Source organism: Bradyrhizobium sp. SPXBL-04 (assembly GCF_051853035.1).
Lineage (GTDB): Bacteria > Pseudomonadota > Alphaproteobacteria > Rhizobiales > Xanthobacteraceae > Bradyrhizobium > Bradyrhizobium zhanjiangense.
In genome coordinates, this window is the sequence record NZ_CP182472.1 from 4753476 (window position 1) to 4773824 (window position 20349).

At 64.0% G+C, this 20349-nt stretch carries 20 protein-coding genes; 5 read left to right on the forward strand and 15 right to left on the reverse strand.

Annotation, left to right across the window (positions count from 1 at the left end):
• The first annotated feature begins 20 nt into the window (after positions 1–20).
• On the forward strand, positions 21–791 hold the full coding sequence (locus ACNJX8_RS22560) for an SDR family NAD(P)-dependent oxidoreductase (RefSeq protein WP_439356797.1): 771 nt from the start codon (positions 21–23) through the stop codon (positions 789–791).
• 69 nt (positions 792–860) lie between these two features.
• Here ACNJX8_RS22560 and ACNJX8_RS22565 read toward each other — a convergent pair whose 3' ends face one another.
• The 5 genes from ACNJX8_RS22565 to ACNJX8_RS22585 all read right to left on the reverse strand — a co-directional run bounded on the left by ACNJX8_RS22565 (position 861) and on the right by ACNJX8_RS22585 (position 6388).
• Positions 861–1679 carry an outer membrane protein gene (locus ACNJX8_RS22565; RefSeq protein ID WP_128942253.1) on the reverse strand — a complete coding sequence of 273 codons (819 nt, stop codon included), beginning with the start codon at positions 1677–1679 and terminating at the stop codon, positions 861–863.
• Positions 1680–1997: 318 nt separating this feature from the next.
• Entirely contained in the window at positions 1998–2759 is a 762-nt protein-coding gene (locus ACNJX8_RS22570) for an outer membrane protein (RefSeq protein WP_249761362.1), read from the reverse strand.
• Positions 2760–2939: 180 nt separating this feature from the next.
• Positions 2940–4187, reverse strand: coding sequence for an FAD-dependent oxidoreductase (locus tag ACNJX8_RS22575; RefSeq protein WP_439356798.1), 1248 nt, complete (start codon positions 4185–4187; stop codon positions 2940–2942).
• A 176-nt stretch (positions 4188–4363) separates the two neighbouring features.
• Positions 4364–4783 (reverse strand): hypothetical protein, encoded by a 420-nt coding sequence (locus ACNJX8_RS22580; protein ID WP_439356799.1) that lies wholly within the window; start codon positions 4781–4783, stop codon positions 4364–4366.
• Between the two features lie 90 nt (positions 4784–4873).
• Positions 4874–6388 (reverse strand): caspase family protein, encoded by a 1515-nt coding sequence (locus tag ACNJX8_RS22585; protein WP_439356800.1) that lies wholly within the window; start codon positions 6386–6388, stop codon positions 4874–4876.
• Positions 6389–6585: 197 nt separating this feature from the next.
• Between ACNJX8_RS22585 and ACNJX8_RS22590 the strand changes: the two genes are divergently transcribed.
• The 3 genes from ACNJX8_RS22590 to ACNJX8_RS22600 all read left to right on the forward strand — a co-directional run bounded on the left by ACNJX8_RS22590 (position 6586) and on the right by ACNJX8_RS22600 (position 10558).
• Complete coding sequence (locus ACNJX8_RS22590; RefSeq protein WP_439361954.1) at positions 6586–7548, forward strand: helix-turn-helix transcriptional regulator; 963 nt, start codon at positions 6586–6588, stop codon at positions 7546–7548.
• A 298-nt stretch (positions 7549–7846) separates the two neighbouring features.
• A complete protein-coding gene (locus ACNJX8_RS22595) occupies positions 7847–9325 on the forward strand; it encodes a DEAD/DEAH box helicase (RefSeq protein ID WP_439356801.1) in 1479 nt (492 codons plus the stop codon).
• Positions 9326–9490: 165 nt separating this feature from the next.
• Complete coding sequence (locus tag ACNJX8_RS22600; protein ID WP_439356802.1) at positions 9491–10558, forward strand: GGDEF domain-containing protein; 1068 nt, start codon at positions 9491–9493, stop codon at positions 10556–10558.
• An 83-nt stretch (positions 10559–10641) separates the two neighbouring features.
• On the opposite strand, the gene ACNJX8_RS22605 is transcribed toward ACNJX8_RS22600, so the two are convergent.
• The 8 genes from ACNJX8_RS22605 to ACNJX8_RS22640 all read right to left on the reverse strand — a co-directional run bounded on the left by ACNJX8_RS22605 (position 10642) and on the right by ACNJX8_RS22640 (position 18195).
• Positions 10642–11070, reverse strand: coding sequence for a TfoX/Sxy family protein (locus ACNJX8_RS22605; RefSeq protein ID WP_439356803.1), 429 nt, complete (start codon positions 11068–11070; stop codon positions 10642–10644).
• A gap of 181 nt (positions 11071–11251) precedes the next feature.
• Positions 11252–11650 (reverse strand): HesB/IscA family protein, encoded by a 399-nt coding sequence (locus ACNJX8_RS22610; RefSeq protein WP_091887957.1) that lies wholly within the window; start codon positions 11648–11650, stop codon positions 11252–11254.
• Positions 11651–11693: 43 nt separating this feature from the next.
• Entirely contained in the window at positions 11694–12065 is a 372-nt protein-coding gene (locus ACNJX8_RS22615) for an SUF system Fe-S cluster assembly protein (RefSeq protein WP_091887959.1), read from the reverse strand.
• Positions 12062–13309: a cysteine desulfurase gene (locus ACNJX8_RS22620; protein WP_439356804.1), complete on the reverse strand. Its 1248-nt coding sequence runs from the start codon at positions 13307–13309 to the stop codon at positions 12062–12064. The genes ACNJX8_RS22615 and ACNJX8_RS22620 overlap by 4 nt, the downstream gene beginning before the upstream one ends.
• The gene (gene sufD / locus ACNJX8_RS22625; RefSeq protein ID WP_439356805.1) at positions 13306–14610 is read right to left on the reverse strand and encodes a Fe-S cluster assembly protein SufD; all 1305 of its coding nucleotides are present in this window, start codon (positions 14608–14610) and stop codon (positions 13306–13308) included. Before sufD ends, ACNJX8_RS22620 begins: the two co-directional genes overlap by 4 nt.
• A 12-nt stretch (positions 14611–14622) precedes the next feature.
• Positions 14623–15375 (reverse strand): Fe-S cluster assembly ATPase SufC, encoded by a 753-nt coding sequence (gene sufC / locus ACNJX8_RS22630; protein ID WP_164935130.1) that lies wholly within the window; start codon positions 15373–15375, stop codon positions 14623–14625.
• Positions 15376–15436: 61 nt separating this feature from the next.
• Positions 15437–16933: a Fe-S cluster assembly protein SufB gene (gene sufB, locus ACNJX8_RS22635; RefSeq protein WP_439356806.1), complete on the reverse strand. Its 1497-nt coding sequence runs from the start codon at positions 16931–16933 to the stop codon at positions 15437–15439.
• A 122-nt stretch (positions 16934–17055) separates the two neighbouring features.
• Positions 17056–18195, reverse strand: a complete 1140-nt coding sequence (locus tag ACNJX8_RS22640) for a cysteine desulfurase family protein (protein WP_439356807.1) — start codon at positions 18193–18195, stop codon at positions 17056–17058.
• Positions 18196–18530: 335 nt separating this feature from the next.
• Here ACNJX8_RS22640 and ACNJX8_RS22645 point away from each other — a divergent pair, with 335 nt between their 5' ends.
• Positions 18531–19178, forward strand: a complete 648-nt coding sequence (locus ACNJX8_RS22645; protein WP_014495555.1) for an alpha/beta hydrolase — start codon at positions 18531–18533, stop codon at positions 19176–19178.
• Between the two features lie 127 nt (positions 19179–19305).
• On the opposite strand, the gene ACNJX8_RS22650 is transcribed toward ACNJX8_RS22645, so the two are convergent.
• A complete protein-coding gene (locus ACNJX8_RS22650) occupies positions 19306–19629 on the reverse strand; it encodes a DMT family transporter (RefSeq protein WP_439356808.1) in 324 nt (107 codons plus the stop codon).
• A 10-nt stretch (positions 19630–19639) separates the two neighbouring features.
• Positions 19640–20317: a glutathione S-transferase family protein gene (locus tag ACNJX8_RS22655; RefSeq protein ID WP_128934097.1), complete on the reverse strand. Its 678-nt coding sequence runs from the start codon at positions 20315–20317 to the stop codon at positions 19640–19642.
• Between the last annotated feature and the right edge of the window lie 32 nt (positions 20318–20349).

The window sequence follows — 20349 nt, forward strand, 5'->3', positions numbered from 1 at the left end:
AGAAACCAAGGAATAAAAGCATGACATCCAGCCGGTTCGATCTTCGCGGCAAGGTCGCCGTCGTAACAGGAGGCAATGGCGGCATCGGGCTCGGCATGGCCCGCGGCCTTGCCGACGCCGGCGCCGACATCGCCGTGGTCGGACGCAACGAAGCCAAGTCCGCCGCCGCCGTGGCCGATCTCAGCCAGCGTGGCGTAAAGACAATCGCCATCACCACCGACGTGACTGACAAGGCCGCCGTCGCGGCCATGGTCGACCGCGTCATCAGGGAGCTCGGCCGCATCGACGTCCTCATCAACAATGCGGGGATGAGCATCCGCAAGCCGCCGCACGAGCTCGAGCTCGATGAATGGAATAAGGTGATCGACACCAACCTCACCAGCGCCTTCGTGTGCTCGAAGCTGGCCTATCCGGCGCTGAAGGCATCCGGCAACGGCAAGGTGATCAATATCGGTTCGATGATGTCGATCTTCGGCGCGAGCTTCGCCACCGCCTATGCGGCGAGCAAGGGCGGCATCGTGCAGTACACCCGCGCCTGCGCCAACGCCTGGGCGCCCGACAACATCCAGGTCAACGCCATCCTGCCGGGTTGGATCGACACCGACCTCACCCGCGGCGCACGGCAGCAAGTCTCGGGGCTGCACGAGCGCGTGCTGGCGCGCACGCCTGCGGGACGTTGGGGCGACATCGACGACTTCGCCGGCATCGCCGTATTCCTTGCCTCACCCGCCTCGAACTTCGTCACGGGCACCGCGATTCCCGTCGACGGCGGCTTCTCGGTGATGGCCTGATACGCTGCAGCTCATCGAAAAAGCCCCAGCGTGAGAGCTGGGGCTTTTGATGCAGTCCACGCGAAGAGATCAGTATCTCGCGACCACCGGTCCGCCGAAGCGGTAATTCACGCCCACGCGAACGGCATCGACGACATGATTGAAGCGGTACGTCGCGGACTCGGCTGGGAAATTCACAGGGTCGAACATGGTCACATTCGAACGGCCAAGATCGACATGCAGATATTCGCCCCGCACCGTCCAGTTGGGCGCGAAGCCCCATTCGACGCCGGCGCCGGCAGCCCATCCGATCCGCGTGCTGCTGTCGCTGCCGAAAAAACTACCCGCAGCGGCGGGCGTAAAGACATTGCTGATGTTTGTCCTGACGCCACCATAGGCAAGACCGCCTGTCGCGTAGAACAACGCCGGACCGGCCGTAACGCCGACACGGCCGCGGAGAGTCCCGAACCAGTCGATGTGATCCCGACCGGTCGAAACGCTCGGAAATACCGCCCCGCCCGGGAAGATGATGGTTGAGGTGCGACCGATATCCGCTCCCTGGATGTCGGCTTCCACACCAACCAGCCAGTTGGCCATCTGCCAATTGTAACCAACCTGGCCACCGCCAAATCCGCCTTCATGCTTGGCACCGAAGAAGGTCGGCGTGCCTCCGGCGGCAATCGCGCCTGCGAAGCCCGGAGTAGACGCCACCAGGCTTCCGGTAGACGAAGCGTCAAATGCCCAGCCGCCATTCACGCCAGCATACCAGCCGGTCCAGTTGTAGACCGGTGCTGGAGCCGGCAAAGCCGGCCTTGCCTTCACAGCCATATCAGCCGCAGAGGCAGCGCCCACGCTGGCAAGTGACAGGAGCGAAGCGGTGGTAAATGCCCACCCGAAAAATCGTCTCATGACCCAATCCCCAATGCATAGAAACAATTGGTCATGAACGTAGCGAAAAAGCGGGGCGCGGCCAGATGGAAAAGCCGTGGGATATGGATACGCATTCACTTTTCACGCGCAAGTTGCACGTGGGCCACACACATATGTAAGATGTACTTCCCTAATGTAGGAAGGATACGCATCATAATTCTGATGTCGGAATAGCTTTGAGCGGCTCGCTTCACGCCGTCGTTCGCGTGAATCGTGAATAAGAGAAGCCCCGGGCTCGGTACCCGGGGCTTTTGAGTTTGGCAGTGATTTTTTTGTATGTGCTTGGTCGTTCGCTGCTCAGTAGCGACCGATGACCGGCGCGTCGAACTTGTAGCTCGCGCGCACGACGGCCCACTGAATGTCACGCGGCTTGGCATCGAAGGTGTAATTGCCTGCCGTGCCGCCGAGCTGATAGGTCTGGCTGCCGAAGGCCGCGTAGTTGTATTCGAGGCCGACGATCCAGTTGCGGGTGATGCCGTATTCCCAGCCGGCGCCGACGGTCCAGCCATTGGCCCAGTGAGTCTGTCCGCCCGTACCCGCTACGACCGGGTCGGTGACCGAGAGTCGGTTGTTGACCCCCGCATAGCCGCCCTTGATGTAGAAGAGGTTGTTCTGCACGGCAAAGCCGGCACGACCGACGACCGTCGCCAGCACATTGGCCCGCCAGGAGAACACGTCGTTCGCCGGGGGGAACGCGGTGTTCACGACCGTACCCTTGTTGTCGAGGCCGGAGATCGTGCCTTCCATGCCGAACACAAAGTTGTTGGCCTGCCAGTTGTAGCCGATCTGCGCGCCCCCCATGACGCCCGAGTTGCGTTGACGATAGCCTTCTCCCGGTAGCAAATCGCCGAACGCCGCGCCGGTCCCGTTGTTGATGAACTGCTCGTTGGTCCATGCGCCACCGATGTGGCCGCCGACATAGAAGCCGGTCCAGTTGAACAGCGGCTCGACATAGGCGGGCGCCTTCGTGTAGCGCGCAGCGAGATCGGCGGCGGAAGCCGCGCCGGTCGAAACCAGAGCCGTCGTGCAGGCGAAGGCGGCAATCAATTTATTACGCATGGTACACCCCGTGTCCTTTGATGGCCGCACGGTCACAGACGGCTCTTACTAAAATTGAAATCAACACGGTTAACGTGACAAGATCGACACGCGGTGGCCCGAGAATCCGTTTGTGCTGTTGCACGTGCGCAACGCGCCGCGCGCGCTTTAACGCAGCGTTATCCCTAGCGATGTCTTGCGCTAAGCTGTCGGCGCGGCCTTCGACTGCACGTGCTCGGGCCGAACGCCGAGCGCAAGCAGGCGCGCCGGAATGCCCTGGAGCCAGGGCAGCGCGGTGATGAGGCGCAAGATCAAGGGCACCTTCAGCGGCTGATCGCCCGGCTGCAAGGCGCCGCTGATGATGTTGTTCTGCATGATGACCTGCATTCGCTGCGTCATCTTCACCGGGAACTCGCGCCGGCGTCGCACCGCATCGAGCTCGTTCTCCGATGGACAACCGTGCTGCATCTTGTCGGCCAGCAGGTTTGCGGTCGCGACCGCGTCCTGCACGGCGAGATTGACGCCGACGCCGCCGACTGGCGACATCGCGTGCGCGGCATCGCCAATGAGAAGCAGGCCTGGCAATGTCCAGCGCGTCAGGCGGTTGATCGCGACGGTGAGCAGCTTGATGTCGTCAAAGCTCTTCACTTCAGCGATGCCGGATCGAAGGATCGGCGCCATGCGCACGACGTCGTCGAGCAGCGCCTGCAGTCCCCTCGCCTTCACTGCATCAAATTGCCCCTTGGCGATGACATAGGCGCATTGCCAATAATCGCCGCGGTCGAAGGTGATCATCATCTTGCCGGGCTCGATCCGCGCGAACACACTCTCCGTCTCGTCGGGTCTGCGGCCAGCGCGGAACCACAGCACGTCCATTGGCGCGCCGATCTCCTCGACCTTAAGGCCGGCGCGCTCGCGCACCGTCGAATGCCGGCCGTCGCAGGCAATGGTGAGATCGGCCGCGATGTCGATGGTGCCCTCGGGCGTGTTCGCCCGCACGCCGGTCACCGTCTCACCGCGGCGGATCAGATCGACGGCCTCCGTGCTCATCATCACCTTGAGCGAGGTAAAGCGCTTGCCGGCCTCGCGCAGAAAATTCAGGAAGTCCCATTGCGGCATGAAGGCGATGAAGGGGTACTTGGTATGAAGCCGGCTGAGATCGGCGACGCGCACCGGCGTGCCGCCGAACAGGCCATCCATCTTCTGCAAGCGCTGATGCGGTAGCTTCAGGAAGCCGTCGATCAGGCCGAGCTCGTCCATCACCTGAAGCGTCGAGGGATGCACGGTGTCGCCGCGGAAGTCGCGGAAGAAATCCGCATGCTTCTCCAGCACCACGACGTCGATGCCGGCGCGCCCCAGGAGATAGCCCAGCATCATGCCCGCTGGGCCGCCGCCGACGATGCAGCAGCGGACTTTCATGGTCCGGTTTTGTTGTTGATCGGAGGTCATTGCCGCCGCGATCCGCGATGTGAGTATCGATCAAGCTATGCCGGACGATACTAGCGCGATTCAGGCCGAAGGCAGTCTCAATTTGCAGGGAAAGGCCCAACGCGGTTTCCAGCAGCAAACAAGCGTCCGACGAGAAAGGCCTGCAGAACGCGGGCCTCTCCTGAAACGGGATCTGACTATTTCTGGTCCTCGTTGCTGGTCCCGGTGCCCGGACTGCCGATCGGCAACCCGTTGGGTGCGTGACCGACGCCCATGTTTCGCTCGGCTTGCGCTGCTGCCGGCGTCTTGGCATTCGCGGTCGGGGGCTGAACATTCGGATTGGGTTGGCCGATGTTGGTGTTGATGTTGGCCCCCGTGGTGGCGTCATGCGTTCCCATCCCTGAGGGAGCCGACGGCCCGGAGTTGGCGCTGCTGGATGACGAGCCCGCTCCGACACCCGAGTTGGCCGCAGATCCCGCGCTGGCGCCGCCGGTACCTGTGCCGGCCGCTGCGCCTGCACCCGCACCTGCGCCGCCAGCACCACCTCCCCCTTGAGCGAAGGCGGCCGTCGACAGTGCAACGCAAGCGATTGTTACGAAGATGGATCTGCGGATCATGAATCGTCTCCCTGGTTTGACAGACAATCCAAGTCAGGTCAGCAGGAGTTGTTCCGTCTTCTGCTCATCGCGCCGCGGCCGACGAAGACCTCAATTGTTGCTGCGGTTCGCGCTGCGAAAGCTCTTGATCTCCGAAACGCTGCCGTCGCGATAGGTCAGCTCCACCGAGACGAACTGCGTAGCCGGGGCGAGTTTCATGTAGAGCGGCATGCCGGCGCTGATCGCGCTGGGATCGCGCATGTCGCAAGCGGGCATCTTCAGCACCTGGTTGGGCACGGCGGTGTCGATGCCGATGCGCACCTCGCGGATGGCGCAGCGGTAGGACACGAGGTGCGTGTAGTAGACCAGCAGCCCATTGAACTCGCGGAACGACAGCCAGCTCGTCGAGGTCATGTCGAGGATCTTGCGCTGGTCGCGGATCAGCGCGGCCTCGGGATCGAACCTGATCGGGAACGGCCCCTGCATGTCGCCGGACTGATCGACATAGCGGACCTCGATGGTGCCGGCTTGCGCATCCGACGGCAATTCGATCGACGGGTTCGGCATCCGCTTGCGCGTGCGCGGATCGAGGGTGTCGATGAAGCCGGTCTCGCGGAAATCGCCCTTACCGGCCATGCGCCAGGAAATGCCGAGCGTCGGGTCGGCGAAGGAGAACACCACGCTCCAGCCGCCATTGTGCCGCGAGAAGCTCGCGATCGGCGCGTTGGTGGTCTCCTCCTTCGGCTGGCGCGGCACCGACACCGGCGGCAGCGCCGCGAGCTTCTGCGGCGGCGGATCGTCCGCGCGCGCGGCGGCATCCTTGGCGAGGCCGCTGAGGAACACGTCGTCGACCATCTGGTCGAAATAGACCGGCACCTGCTTGTGCTTCACGGTATCGGCCATCTCACTGACGGCACGGCGGGTGCGCTGCGCCACCTGCACGAGGTTCTCGCCAGGCTTGAGCAGCTCCCTGGCGAAGGTGCGCGTGAACACCGAATTGGGATTGGCGTCGTCGTTGGAGAGGCGATCGAGCGCGGTCTGGCGCGGACCTGCCGAAAACACCGAGAACACGCCTTCCGGCAGTTGCGTCATCGGCGCGAGTCCGCCGCCGCCGGCGACCGCGCGGGTTCCTTTGCGCTCGAACGGATTGTTGCGGCAAGCGTCGAACACCAGGATCGAGGTCCGCGCCTTCTTGTTCTGAAGGCGCTCGACGATGCGGTCGGCCAGGATGGAGGCATCGCGCACGAGCTCTTCCTGCCCTTCCGTCGCCGCCGGAACGTCGGTCGGCAGCAGATAGTTCTGGCCGGCGATCTCGAAACCGTGGCCGGCATAGAAGAAGAACGCGGTGTCGCCGGGCTCGATCGCCCTGTCGAAGGCGAGCAGCGTCTCGGAGAATTGCTGCCGGTTCTGGTTCTCGGCGAGCATCACCGAGAAGCCGAGCTGCTTCAGCGTATCGCCCATGGTGCGGGCGTCGTTGACCGCCTTGAGCAGCCTCGGCACGTTGCTGTAGTCGTTATTGCCGATGACGAGCGCGACGCGCTTCTCGGCATGCGCGGGAAGCGCGAGGCCGCTCAGGCCCACTGCCAGGCCAAGTGCCGCCAGAATTCTGAAAAGCCGACGCGTCATTGAAATATTCCCGTTGCAGAACGGCCCCACGCCGGTCCCCTCGAACGGTCGTTCATGGCAAACCCGGCCGTTGATGTGATAGTCGGCCCAGCCATATCGACGGTTCAAGGGCCTTGGTCCCCGATTCCATCATCGGTCCTATGGCAGACTCCGTCGGAATCTGCTTTTTCTTGGGCATTCCGTTGAAGGGGGCTGCCGTGTATCGCTGGTGCACCGACGAGGTCGAGCCGCACGACCGCTTCGACTATTGGCGCGAGGTACGCGCCAAGGGATTGTTCGGCGTCACCGCCGAGCTCGCGCGCGAACGCCGCGCCGACTTCTTCGGCGAATTCTCGCTGCGCCAGCTTGGCGGCGCCGGCCTCGTCGAGCTGAGGGCCTCACCCTACACCGTCGAGCGCAGTGCATCCGACATCGCCTCCGCGCCGGGCGACGCTATCTGCGTCTACCAGCAGCTCGGCAGCGGCGGTTGGTTCGGCGGCATGCGCGGCAGCGACTTCGCGATCGCAAACGGCAGCTTCGCCACCAGCCATACCGACCTGCCCTATCGCACCGCGCCGCTGGGCGCAGGCGGCTTCCATTTGCGGATCCTGAAGATCCCGGTGAGCAGCATCCCGGCCCAGGACAAACGCTTGCGCGAGCTTGCACCGCGGACCTTTGACGATCCCACCCTGGCGCCGCTGCTCGGCGCCTGCTTCGCCGATCTCGGTGAGGCCGCGGCGGATGGCGGCGCTGCCGATGCGACCTCCCTGGTCCAGGCACTCGCCCATCTGGCGCTGATCGAGCGCGGCATCCTGCGGCCCGGCAGCCGCCGCGGACAGGCCGCGCTGCGGATCGCCCGCCACTCGCAGGCCCGGCGCCTGATCGCGCGCCACCTGCAAGACCCCAAGCTCGCGCCGACCACGGTGGCCGACCTGCTCGGCATTTCCGTGCGCCACCTGCACATGCTGTTCGAGACGGCGGAGAAGAGCTTCTCGCAGACCGTGACCGACGAGCGCCTGAAACAGAGCCGCCGCCTGATGCGCGAGGCCCCGGAGCGGCTGATCGCCGACATCGCGACCTCCTGCGGCTTCGAGAGCCTGGCAACCTACTACCGCGTGTTCAACGCCGCCTATCGCATGGCGCCCGGCGACTTCCGGGCCCAGGATCGGGAGGGGCATTAGCCGCCGTTTGCCGGCTCCGCCAAGCCCGCCGGGTTCGGCGGAAAACCTCAACCGCGCCCGCTATTTGGGCAAAAACCTCAGGTTTTTTAGGGTCTTCCCGCGCCCGCTCCATTGACTTTGGCGGATTCCCGCCTATGTTCCGGGGCGACGCGGCTCAGATCGAAGATCGATTCCCGAGCTTGGCGCTTTGTTCGCGTGAGTCAGCACCCCCAGCTTCTTTGAGAGCGCGCCGTTTCGGGGTGGAACGCGACAGCCTTATTACCCTCGATTCCGAACGGCGGTTTCGACCAGAGGCTCAATGTCCTTTTCAAATCTCGGACTGTCCGAAAAAGTCCTAGCCGCAGTGGCGGCCACCGGTTACACCAACCCCACCCCCATTCAGGAACAGGCGATCCCGCACGTCCTCGCACGCAAGGACGTGCTCGGCATCGCCCAGACGGGCACCGGCAAGACCGCCGCCTTCGTGCTGCCGATGCTCACCATTCTCGAAAAGGGCCGAGCCCGGGCGCGCATGCCGCGCACGCTGATCCTCGAGCCGACCCGCGAGCTCGCGGCGCAGGTGAAGGAAAACTTCGACCGCTACGGCGCCGGCCAGAAACTCAACGTCGCCCTCCTGATCGGCGGCGTCTCCTTCGGCGACCAGGATGCCAAGCTGATGCGCGGCGTCGACGTGCTGATCGCAACGCCGGGCCGCCTGCTCGACCACACCGAGCGCGGCGGCCTCCTGCTCACCGGCGTCGAGCTGCTCGTCATCGACGAAGCCGACCGCATGCTGGACATGGGCTTCATCCCTGACATCGAGCGCATCTGCAAGCTCGTCCCCTTCACGCGGCAGACGCTGTTCTTCACCGCCACCATGCCGCCGGAGATCCGGCGCATCACCGAGGCCTTCCTGCACAATCCGCAGAAGGTCGAAGTCTCCCGGCCCGCCACCACCGCCGTGACTGTCACCCAGGCCCAGGTGCCCGCCGGACGCGAGGCGCACGAGAAGCGCGAGCTGCTCCGCCGCCTGCTGCGCGAGGCCAAGGACCTCAAGAACGCGATCATCTTCTGCAACCGCAAGCGTGAAGTCGCCATCGTCCACAAATCGCTTCAGAAGCACGGCTTCAGCGTCGGCGCCCTGCACGGCGACATGGACCAGCCGGCCCGCATGGCCGCGCTGGATCAGTTCCGCAAGGGCGAGCTGCCGCTGCTGGTGGCCTCCGACGTCGCCGCCCGCGGCCTCGACATTCCCGAGGTCAGCCACGTCTTCAATTTCGACGTTCCCCATCACGCCGACGACTACGTTCACCGCATCGGCCGCACCGGCCGCGCCGGCCGCACCGGCACCGCGATCTCGATCGTGACGCCGCTCGACCAGAAATCGATGGCGGCGATCGAGAAGCTGATCGGCCAGAGCATTCCGCGCGCCGAGGGCGACTACGAAGTCCACGCTGAGGGCGCCGACGGGACCGAGCGTCCGCGCGAGCAGCGCGGCCGTGAACGTTCACGCGGCGGACGCGGCAAGCCGCAGCGCGGCGAGCGGCGCGATCACGACCGTGAGCGCAGCCACGAGCCGCGCGAGGCGCGACAGCCGTCCGAAGCAAGGCATCGTCCCGAAGAGAAGCGCGGATCCGAGCCGCGTCACGGTGCACGTCCGCAGGCCAATGCGTCGCACGTGCCGTCGATCGGCCGTCCCGAGCCGCGCCGGCAGCGCGAGGTCGACACCGAGCCGGGCGATCACTCACACCTGCCGGCATTTCTGCTGCGGCCGGTCCGCTCCCCCGCCGGCGCCTGAAGCGCGGACGCGCTCCAGGTTTCGGTTGCAAAAATACTGCCCCACACTTTTTAGGCGGTTCGTGAGCGTATATTTACGGGGCGTTCACGATCGTCCGTTAGCCTACGAACATAATTTAAGCATTGCTGCGGTCGCGGGCGCACGGACCGCTGTGGGGTATGTTCCGTGGTCAAGGTTCTCGACGAACACGAACGCACGATGGCGTTCGCCGAGGTAGCGCTCGGTCAGATCCGATCGCTTCGGCAGACGGCAATTCCCCGCAACTACGAGATCTGGTACGTCTACGCCACCGGCTACAACGCACCGATCAACAAGATCATCAACGAGACGCTGGCGCGCAACGGCAAGCTGACCGAAGCCGATCTCGAGCAGATCTACGAGACCTATCTCTCCCACATCAAGACCACCGACCGCATCGACAAAGTCGGCGCGCGCGTCATCGGCGAGATCGACGACGTGATGAAGGTCCTCGGCGATGCGCTCGGGATGAGTGGCGCCTACGACGCCAGCCTGTCGGGTGCGACCGAGAAACTGTCGTCAGCCAAGAGCCGCGACCAGATCAAGGCGATCGTGGAGACGCTGCTGCGTTCGACCAGCGAGATGCGCGAGGCCAACAAGGCGCTGGAAGGCCGCCTGACGCTGTCAAAGAACGAGATCAGCAATCTCCAGCAGAGCCTGGAGGCGATCCGAGCCGAGAGCCTGACCGATCCGCTCACCGGCCTCGGCAACCGCAAATATTTCGACCGCATGATCGGCATGGCCGTGCAGAGCGCGCTCGCCTCCGGCGAGCCGCTGTCGCTGCTGCTGTTCGACATCGATCATTTCAAGTCGTTCAACGATTCCTACGGCCATCTCACCGGCGACCAGGTGCTGCGGCTGGTCGGCTTGTCGCTGAAGCAGACTATCAAGGGCCAGGACATCACGGCGCGCTATGGCGGCGAGGAATTCGCGGTCGTGCTGCCCAACACCGCGCTGCGCCAGGCGCTCACGGTGGCCGATCACATCCGCCGCGCGGTGATGGCGAAGGAATTGAAGAAGAAGTCGACCGGCGAGATCCTCGGCCGCGTTACCATCTCCGTCGGCGTCTCCCTGCTCAAGCAGGGCGACGACCCCGACGCGCTGATCGAGCGCGCCGATGCCTGCCTCTACGCCGCCAAGCGCAACGGCCGCAACCGCGTGATCTGCGAAGTCGATCCGGAATACGCGGTCGAGACGCACAACCGGGTGGCGTGAGGAAAGCGCGTCCTTCAGATGGCGACTGTAGGGTGGGTAAAGGCGCACAGCGCCGTGCCCACCATCTCTCCACGAGCAGCAGCCTAACGGCGGGCACGCTTCGCTTTGCCCACACTACGCGCTGCCTTCTTGGCCGGCTGCTTCTTGGCAACTGGCTTCTTCGGCGCGGCCTTCTTCCCCTTCGGCCGCTTCTTCACCTTGGCGCGCTGGGCGGCGGCGAGTGCTGCCCTCGCCCATTGCGCCAGCTCCTCGGAATCGTCGAACAGCCGCGCCGGCAGCTCCCAATAGGAGTTCACCAGCACGGTCTTTGCGCGGGTCGAATATTGAAACGGCTTTGAGCCTTCCGCCTCGAAATTCGGGATCGTGACCTCGTCAGCGCGGAAGAACAGCCCGGCGCGCAAGGACAGCGCGAAGTTGATCCCGTCGGCGGAGATGCCGTAGCCGGAAAACATTTTTCGGATGGTGACGGGGCCGAAATCGGCGAACAGGTCGATCAGGAATTCGCGGTCCATGGCCCAACTCTCTCTCCACCGTCGTCCTGGCGAAAGCCAGGACCCATTACCCCAGGGAGTAGTTTAGCGAAGAGTAAAAGTTACGCCACGCGGTACGGATACCTCCCACGATCGAGGCATCACGCGGTATGGGTCCTGGCTTCCGCCAGGACGACAGCGGTGGGGGTTGCGAAAGCCGGGCTTACCCCTCAACCTTCGCCGGCCGCAGCTCGACCGACTCGCCGCAGCCGCAGGCGGAGACCTGGTTGGGGTTGTTGAAGACGAACTGGGCCTGCATCTTGTCGGCCTTGTAGTCCATCTCGGTGCCGAGCAGGAACAGCACGGCCTTGGGATCGACCAGGATCTTGACGCCCTTGTCCTCGACCACCTCGTCGGTCGGGCGGATCTCGTGGGCGTATTCGACGGTGTAGGACTGGCCGGCGCAGCCGCCGTTCTTCACGCCGACGCGCAGGCCGACGATCTCGGAGTCCGCGCGCTGGGTCAGCTCGGTGATCCGCTGCGCGGCGGCATCCGTCAGCCGCATCACCTGCGGGCGCGGCCGCCGGGGCTTTGGTGTCGAAGCTGGTGTCGCCTGGGTCATGTTATCTATGTGGTCCGTTGCGAAGCGAATTCAATGCGAGCCGTCACCACATGTTCAGCACGAGGCGCGCCTCGTCGCTCATGCGCTCAGGCGACCACGGCGGTTCCCAGACGACCTTGACGTCGACAACGCCGACGCCGGGAACGCTGGCGACCGCGTTCTCGACCATGGTCGGCAGTTCGCCGGCGGCCGGACAGTTCGGCGTCGTCAGCGTCATCAGCACGTCGACCGAGCGGTCGTCCTTGATCTCGACCTTATAGATGAGCCCGAGCTCATAAATGTCGGCCGGGATTTCCGGATCGAACACGGTCTTGAGGCCCGCGATGATCTCGGTGGTCAAGCGCTCGGTCTCCTCCGGCGGCAGCGCCGAATGGGTCTCCATCGGATTGGCTTTGACGTCGGCCATGTCACTCATGCGAACAAATCCCGCGCTTTCAGAAGCGCCTGTGCCAGATGATCGACTTCTTCCCGCGTATTATACATGCCGAACGAGGCCCGGCAGGTGGCGGTGACGTTGAACCGCTCTAAAAGCGGCATCACGCAATGGGTGCCGGCGCGCACCGCGATGCCCTGGCGATCGATCACGGTGGCGACATCGTGGGGATGCGCGCCCTTGAGCTCGAAGGAGATCACCGGCCCCTTGCCGCGCGCGGTACCGATCAGCCGCAGCGCGTTGATCTCGCGGAGCCGGTCCTGGGCGTAGGTGACGAGATCGTGCTCGTGCGCGGCGATGCGCTCCTTGCCGATCGAATTGACGTAATCGATGGCGGCACCGAGGCCGATCGCTTCGACGATGGGCGGGGTGCCGGCTTCGAACTTGTGCGGCGGATCGCCATAGGTGACCCAGTCCTTCGCAACCTCGCGGATCATCTCGCCGCCGCCGTTGAACGGCCGCATCGCGACAAGGTGCTCGTGCTTGGCATAGAGCGCGCCGATGCCGGTCGGGCCATAAATCTTGTGGCCGGTGAACGCGTAGAAATCGCAGTCGAGATCCTGCACGTCGACGGGCAGATGCACCGCGCCCTGCGCACCATCGACCAGCACGGGAATGCCGCGATCGTGGGCCAGCCGCACGACCTCCTTGATCGGAACGAATGTTCCGAGCGCGTTCGACATCTGGGTGATGGCGACAAGCTTGGTCTTCGGCGTCAGCAGCTTCTCGAACTCGTCGATCAGGAAATTGCCCTCGTCATCGACGGGCGCCCATTTGATCACCGCGCCGTGGCGTTCCCTGAGGAAATGCCAGGGCACGATGTTGGAATGGTGCTCCATGATCGAGAGGACGATCTCGTCGCCCTGCTTGATGTTCGGCTCGCCCCAGGACGACGCCACGAGGTTGATGGCCTCGGTGACGTTGCGGGTGAAGATGATCTCCTCTGTGCGGCGGGCGTTGACGAACTGCGCGACTTTTGCTCGCGCGCCCTCATAGGCTTCCGTCGCCGCATTGGCGAGGTAATGCAGGCCGCGATGCACGTTAGCGTATTCGCTGGTATAGGCCTGCGTCATGCGGTCGAGCACCGCGCTGGGCTTCTGCGCCGAGGCGGCGTTGTCGAGATAGACCAGCGGCTTGCCGTAGACCTGCATGGCGAGCGCCGGAAAATCCTGGCGAACGCGCGCAACGTCGTAGGCGCCGTTCTTGAGGGCCGGATGCGTGCTCATGACCGCCGCTCCAACCAGCGCTCGGCGATGCCGATCACGTACTCGCGTAGGCCGTCGTCGGCGATCTGCTCGATCGCCTCGCCGACGAAGGCCTGGATCAGCAGCGCCTGGGCCTGCTTCTCCGGCAGGCCGCGCGCCTTCAGATAGAACAACAGGCTCTCGTCCAGCGCGCCGGCGGTTGCGCCGTGGCCGCAGGAGACGTCGTCGGCAAAAATCTCGAGCTCTGGCTTGTTGTCGGCCTCGGCTTCATCCGAGAGCAGCAGCGCGCGGGTCATCATCTTGCCGTCGGTCTTCTGCGCGTCGGGACGAACGATGATGCGGCCCTGGAACACCGAATGACCCCGGTCGTCGATCACGGCGCGGAAAGTCTCGCGGCTGACGCAGTTTGGCACGGCATGGTCGACCAGCAACGTGGTGTCGCCATGCTCGGTCTTCTGCAACAGGTTTACGCCGTTAGCCGAGAGCTCGCTGCCCTCGCCCGCCAGCGTGATGAAGCCCTGCAAGCGGCTGACGGCAGCGCCAGTGGTCATGTTGAAGAAGTTGAGCTTCACATTGGCGCCGACCGTGACGAACTGCGAGGTGACGTTGACCGCGTCCGCCGCATCGTCCATCAGGCGAATATGTGCAACATCGGCGCCGTCGCCAACCGTCACGAGCACGGCATCGTTGACCTGGTAGGCCTTGGCGCCGGCCGCAACGAAACTCTCGACGATGGTGGCGCGAACGCCCTTCCCGATCGCGACCTGCGAACGGGTGAAGGTCGACGTGGAAGCTGCGGTTGCGATGTGGATGATCTGGATCGGCGCGGACAGCTGCGCGCCATCAGCGATCGACAGCACGACGCCGTCGGTTGTCATGGCGGCGTTCAGCGCGATCACGGCATCGGTGGACGTGGTATTGAGGAGGCCGGCATCCTTCTCCAGCGTCTCCCGCAGCGTCTTGAGGCTCGCCTCGGAGCCGAGCGCCTTCACGTCGGACAGATCCGCCGCAAACACGCCGTCGACCAGCACCAGCTTGCGGGCGCCCGCGATCGCATGCGCCTTCACCGCGTCCGCGGCGCGCTTCAACGCGGCCGAATCGGGCGCCGCTGCCAGCGGCAGCACCTCACCGACCAGCGCACGCAGATCGGTGTACTTCCATTCCTCGATCCGGCGGTGCGGCAGGCCGAGACGCTCATAAGTCTCGAACGCCTCGCGGCGCGCCGCGATCACAGCCGGCGAACCCGGCAAGCGGCCTTCAGCGCTGGCGAAGAGATCGCTCACCGCGCGGCCGTTCCCGGTCTTTGCCACAGCAACGTTCATCTCCAAAATTCCTTACGCGGCATCCTCGAACTGGGTGTAGCCGGAAGCTTCCAGCTCCAGCGCCAGTTCCTTGTCACCGCTCTTCACGACACGGCCCTTCGACATCACGTGCACGAAATCGGGCACGATGTAGTTGAGCAGCCGCTGATAATGGGTGATGACGACCATCGCGCGCCCCGGCGAGCGCAGCGCGTTGACGCCGTCGGCCGCGATGCGCAGCGCGTCGATGTCGAGGCCGGAATCCATCTCGTCGAGGATGCACAGGCTGGGCTCGAACAGCGCCATCTGGAGCACCTCGTTGCGCTTCTTCTCGCCGCCGGAGAAGCCGACATTGACGCCACGCTTGAGCATGTCCTGCGGGATGTTCAGCGACTTCGAGACCTCGCGGACCTTCTTCAGAAATTCCGGCACCATCAGTTCGCTCTCGCCGCGCGCCTTACGCTGGGCATTCAGTGCGGTGCGGAGGAAGTTCATGGTGGTGACACCGGGAATCTCGACCGGATACTGGAAAGCCAGGAACACGCCCTTGGCGGCGCGCTCGTCGGGATCCATCTCCAGGAGGTCCTCGCCCCTAAACAGGATTTGGCCGTCGGTGACCTCATAGCCGGGCTTGCCGGCGATGACATGAGAGAGCGTCGACTTGCCGGAGCCGTTCGGCCCCATGATCGCGTGCACCTCGCCCTCGTTCACGGTCAGCGTCAGCCCGTGGAGGATCTCACGCTCCTCGACGCGAACCTTGAGGTCTTTCACTTCAAGCAAAGCCATTTTGGTGTCCAGTCTATTCAAATGAGGCATGGAGCGCCGAAGCGCACCGCGAGGGCCGGTGTTAACCGACCGACCCTTCAAGCGAGATCGAGATCAGCTTCTGCGCTTCCACCGCGAACTCCATCGGCAGCTGCTGCAGCACGTCCTTGACGAAGCCGTTGACGACGAGGCCGACGGCCTCTTCCTGCGAGAGGCCGCGCTGGATGCAGTAGAACAGCACGTCCTCGGAGATCTTCGACGTCGTCGCCTCGTGCTCGAACGTCGCGGACGAGTTCTTCGCCTCGATGTACGGCACGGTGTGCGCGCCGCATTTGTCGCCGATCAGCAGCGAGTCGCAGGCGGTGAAGTTGCGCGCCCCTAGCGCTTTGCGGTGCGCGGTGACGAGGCCGCGATAGGTGTTCTGCGATTTGCCGGCGGCGATGCCCTTGGAGATGATGCGGCTCGACGTGTTCTTGCCGAGATGAATCATCTTGGTACCGGAATCGACCTGCTGGAAGCCGTTCGAGATCGCGATCGAGTAGAACTCACCACGCGAGTTGTCGCCGCGGAGAATGCAGCTCGGATACTTCCAGGTGATCGCCGAACCGGTCTCGACCTGGGTCCAGGAGATCTTGGAATGGGCGCCGCGGCAGTCGCCACGCTTGGTGACGAAATTGTAGATGCCGCCCTTGCCTTCCGAATTGCCGGGATACCAGTTCTGCACGGTCGAATATTTGATCTCGGCGTCATCGAGCGCGACCAGCTCGACCACGGCGGCATGCAGCTGATTCTCGTCGCGCTGCGGCGCGGTGCAGCCCTCGAGATAGGAGACGTAGGAGCCCTTGTCCGCGATGATCAGCGTGCGCTCGAACTGGCCGGTGTTGCGCTCATTGATGCGGAAATAGGTCGACAGCTCCATCGGGCAGCGCACGCCCGGCGGCACGTAGACGAACGAGCCGTCGGAGAACACCGCCGAGTTCAGCGTCGCGTAGAAATTATCCGACGTCGGCACCACGGAGCCGAGATATTTCTGCACCAGTTCAGGGTGCTCGCGGATCGCCTCCGAGATCGGCATGAAGATCACGCCGGCCTTCTTCAGCTCCTCCTTGAAGGTGGTCGCAACCGAGACCGAATCGAACACCGCATCGACCGCGATCTTGCGGCGGGCCGGGTCTTCCTCGCCCACCTTGGGCTCGACGCCTTCGAGCATGGCGACTTCCCGCAAGGGAATTCCGAGCTTCTCGTAGGTCTTCAGGATCTCCGGATCGATCTCGTCGAGCGAGGTGACCGTCTTCTTCGGCTTCGGCGCCGCGTAATAGTAGATGTCCTGGAAGTCGATCTTGGGATATTCGACGCGCGCCCAGGTCGGCTCGGTCATGGTCAGCCAGCGCCGATAGGCTTCCAGCCGCCACTGGAGCATCCAGGCGGGTTCATTCTTTTTCTGCGAGATGAACTTTACGATCTCTTCCGAGAGCCCCTTTGGGGCCTTCTCGGAGTCGATCAGGGTTTCAAACCCATAACGATACTGGTCGACGTCGATGCGCTTCACGCGCTCGACCGTCTCTTGTACGGCTGGCATTCCATCCTCCGCTCGCGGTTTCAAGGACCGCGGTGGATCAAACTCGGACGAGTATTCCGTCTATTACGATGTTTTTTGGCGGAAAGCACGCACCTAGAACCATTCAAGCCGTGTTTCGTCGCCTAGCCCTTAAGTAGGTTATTACCGAGCTTTCGCCAAGCCTCTAACGCTCGATTGATCTCCTCGAGTTCCGTGGACCAGCCAAGACTGAGGCGCACCGCTCCCTGGGCCACAACGGGATCGTACCCCATGGCCGAAAGCACGTGGGACGGCTGGACCTTTCCCGATGAACAGGCCGAACCTGACGACACGGCGACGCCTGCGAGGTCAAAGCCGATCACAGCGGTCTCGGCCTTCAGGCCTGGCGCAGTGAAAAGGACGGTATTTGGCAACCGCTCGACGTCGTCCGCAAAGACCGTTACCCCGGCAACTGCGCGAAGGCCATTTTCCAAATGATCCCTGAGGGTTGCCATTCGCTTCGCATCCTCCGGCAGAGCCTGAAGCGCCGCCTTGATGGCCGCGCCAAAGCCGGCGATCCCAGCGACATTCTCGGTGCCCGCCCGGCGGTTGAGCTCCTGCCCGCCACCCCGCAGCACCGGCTCCAGACCGGCGAGCCCTTCCGCCACCACAAGCGCGCCAACGCCCTTCGGGCCGCCGATCTTATGCGCAGAAAAGGTCGCAAGGTCTGCGCCCACAGTCTTGATATCGAACGGAATTTTGCCGAGCGCCTGAATCGCATCGACGTGCAGGAGGCCGCCGGCCTCATGAACGATCCGCGCCGCCTCCGCGACCGGCTGGAGCGCGCCCGTCTCGTTATTGGCAGCCATGATGGAGGCCAGCGCCGGCGGACCGCCACCGAGCTGGTCCCTCAGATCCTCGAGGTCGATGACGCCGGAATGCGTCACCCGAATCTGACCGATCTTGTCCGCCGGGAACCGGCCGCCCGCCAGCACCGAGGCATGCTCGACTGCGGAGACCAGTAGTCGCTCGACGGGGCCGCCCGACGGCCCCCGCAGGCCGGGCGACAGCGCCAGCCCGTTGGCTTCCGTTCCGGCTGAGGTGAAGATGATGTTCCGCGGTAGCGCACCTACGGCGGTGGCCAGCGTGGCACGGGCCTCCTCGACCAGGCGCCGTGCCTCCCTGCCCTCGGCATGGACCGAGGATGGATTGCCGATCAGGTCGTATGCAGCCAGCATCACAGCCCTCGCCTGAGCGCGGAGCGGCGTGGTCGCGTTCCAATCGAGATAGACCCGGGTCGGCATTGAGTAAGATATTACCTCAAATCAAAGGGGCATTTCCGTCGTCCCGACATGGGCCGCGGACAGGCACTTGGCAACCATGATTCCGAATGATGCGGTCGCGGTGACGCGACCATGACACGCTAACGTCTTGAACCCGTTGGGCGATGTTCAAGATGCTTGCTTTTTGACCCTGTGCCTATGTTAAAACGCGCACCGTCAGTCACCGCGCGCCGTCAGCGCATCACCGCACGACGCGCCCTCTCACTCTTCATTGCGCTTTCGTCGGCATCTGCCGATGAAGCCACAATCGGTTGATTGCCGAGGTTGCCTCCAGGAAATCAATCAAGAGATCATCGATGCCCGAAGTCATTTTTACCGGCCCTGCCGGCCGTCTCGAAGGCCGCTACCATCCGGCCAAGCAGAAGAACGCGCCGATCGCGATGATCCTGCATCCGCATCCGCAGTTCCACGGCACGATGAACCATCAGATCGTGTACCAGTGCTACTACGCCTTTGCACATCGCGGCTTCTCCGTCCTGCGCTTCAACTTCCGCGGCGTCGGCCGTAGCCAGGGCTCGTTCGACCATGGCACCGGCGAGTTGTCGGATGCGGCCGCAGCGCTCGATTGGGCGCAGACCATAAATCCCGAAGCGCGCGCCTGCTGGGTCGCCGGCTTCTCCTTCGGCGCCTGGATCGGCATGCAGCTCCTGATGCGCCGCCCGGAGGTCGAAGGCTTCATCTCGATCGCGCCGCCTGCCAATCTCTACGACTTCTCGTTCCTTGCGCCCTGCCCGTCCTCAGGCCTGATCGTGCATGGCGAGAAGGATGCGGTGGTGCCGCCCAAGGACGTCAACACGCTGGTCGAGAAGCTGAAGACGCAGAAGGGCATCGTGATCGACCAACAGGTCATTCCCGGCGCCAATCACTTCTTCGACGCCAAGCTCGAGCCGCTGATGGAGACCATCACGGCTTATCTCGACATGCGCCTCGCCAACGTGCGCTGAGGCCCTATAGCGCTAAGGTCCTGTAGCCCGGATGGAGCGGAAGCGAAATCCGGGAAACTCCATCCGCAGACACAGGGCCCCGGATTGCGCTTCCGCTCCATCCGGGCTACGGGACTGAGTTCGCCGCTCAAGCCAGCTTGAGTGCGACGATCCCCGTCAGCACAAGCGCGATGCCCGCAAGCTTCACCGCGCTCAAGGTTTCGCCGAACAGAACGACACCCAGCAGGAACGTGCCGGCCGCGCCAATGCCGGTCCACACCGAATAGGCAACGCCGACCTCGAGCACGTTCAAGGCACGCCCGAGCGGGAAGACGAAGGCGGCGAGCAGCACCAGCGAGGCGAGGCTCCAGCCTGCGCGCGTGTAACCTTCCGCATATTTCATCGAGATCGCCCAGCCGACATCGAGCGCGCCGGCGATCACCAGCATGAGCCAGGCCGCGGACTGCGACATTGGCGTCGCCTCAGGCCGCGAGCTTCAAGAGATGCGCATCGTGCCGCACCAGGAAGGCGCGCAGCAATTGCGGATAGTCCGCGCCGACCGCCGAGCGCACGCTCGGACGCTTCGCGAGCTCGGCCCGCCACCCGCGGACCTTGGGCAGATCGCTGAAGATGCGAAGCTCGGTCAATTCATCGAACACGTCGAAATAGCGGAAGACCGGGGCGAACACCGCATCGACGAGGCTGAATGTCTCGCCCGCGAAATACGGCCCTGCGCCAAGCGCGGCTTCCACGCGCGCGAATTTGGCCGCGAGCGCCTGGCGCTTGCTCTCGAATGTCGCCGGATCGGTCGTCGTCTCCAGCCCCCAGAGGTCGCCAAGGATCGCCGAGCCGAACTCCATCCAGGCGCGGTGCTCGGCACGTTTCAGCGCATCCGCCGGATGCAGCTTCGCGCCTGTTTGCGTGTCTTCGATGTACTCGCAGATCACGTTGCTCTCGAACAACGCAACCTCGCTCTTGTCGGTCGCAACCACCAGCACCGGCACCTTGCCGAGGGGCGATAGCTTCAGGAACCATTCGGGCTTGTTGGCCAGATCGATATCGATCCGCTCGAACGGCACGCCCTTCTCCTTGAGCGCGATGACGGCACGCTGCACGTAGGGACAAAGCTTGTGGCTGATCAGTTTGAGCGAAGCGGTCATGGTGGCGATCTCGGCGGTTAAATGCAACTGCA

Bases quoted from the DNA above. Each gene is read 5' to 3' on its own strand.
- ACNJX8_RS22580 (WP_439356799.1), bottom strand. From the start codon at position 4,783: ATGATCCGCAGATCCATCTTCGTAACAATCGCTTGCGTTGCACTGTCG.
- ACNJX8_RS22575 (WP_439356798.1), bottom strand. From the start codon at position 4,187: ATGACCTCCGATCAACAACAAAACCGGACCATGAAAGTCCGCTGCTGC.
- ACNJX8_RS22585 (WP_439356800.1), bottom strand. From the start codon at position 6,388: ATGACGCGTCGGCTTTTCAGAATTCTGGCGGCACTTGGCCTGGCAGTG.
- ACNJX8_RS22570 (WP_249761362.1), bottom strand. From the start codon at position 2,759: ATGCGTAATAAATTGATTGCCGCCTTCGCCTGCACGACGGCTCTGGTT.
- ACNJX8_RS22560 (WP_439356797.1), top strand. From the start codon at position 21: ATGACATCCAGCCGGTTCGATCTTCGCGGCAAGGTCGCCGTCGTAACA.
- ACNJX8_RS22615 (WP_091887959.1), bottom strand. From the start codon at position 12,065: ATGAGTGACATGGCCGACGTCAAAGCCAATCCGATGGAGACCCATTCG.
- ACNJX8_RS22595 (WP_439356801.1), top strand. From the start codon at position 7,847: ATGTCCTTTTCAAATCTCGGACTGTCCGAAAAAGTCCTAGCCGCAGTG.
- ACNJX8_RS22610 (WP_091887957.1), bottom strand. From the start codon at position 11,650: ATGACCCAGGCGACACCAGCTTCGACACCAAAGCCCCGGCGGCCGCGC.
- sufC (WP_164935130.1), bottom strand. From the start codon at position 15,375: ATGGCTTTGCTTGAAGTGAAAGACCTCAAGGTTCGCGTCGAGGAGCGT.
- ACNJX8_RS22605 (WP_439356803.1), bottom strand. From the start codon at position 11,070: ATGGACCGCGAATTCCTGATCGACCTGTTCGCCGATTTCGGCCCCGTC.
- sufD (WP_439356805.1), bottom strand. From the start codon at position 14,610: ATGAACGTTGCTGTGGCAAAGACCGGGAACGGCCGCGCGGTGAGCGAT.
- ACNJX8_RS22645 (WP_014495555.1), top strand. From the start codon at position 18,531: ATGCCCGAAGTCATTTTTACCGGCCCTGCCGGCCGTCTCGAAGGCCGC.
- sufB (WP_439356806.1), bottom strand. From the start codon at position 16,933: ATGCCAGCCGTACAAGAGACGGTCGAGCGCGTGAAGCGCATCGACGTC.
- ACNJX8_RS22640 (WP_439356807.1), bottom strand. From the start codon at position 18,195: ATGCCGACCCGGGTCTATCTCGATTGGAACGCGACCACGCCGCTCCGC.
- ACNJX8_RS22655 (WP_128934097.1), bottom strand. From the start codon at position 20,317: ATGACCGCTTCGCTCAAACTGATCAGCCACAAGCTTTGTCCCTACGTG.
- ACNJX8_RS22650 (WP_439356808.1), bottom strand. From the start codon at position 19,629: ATGTCGCAGTCCGCGGCCTGGCTCATGCTGGTGATCGCCGGCGCGCTC.
- ACNJX8_RS22565 (WP_128942253.1), bottom strand. From the start codon at position 1,679: ATGAGACGATTTTTCGGGTGGGCATTTACCACCGCTTCGCTCCTGTCA.
- ACNJX8_RS22620 (WP_439356804.1), bottom strand. From the start codon at position 13,309: ATGAGCACGCATCCGGCCCTCAAGAACGGCGCCTACGACGTTGCGCGC.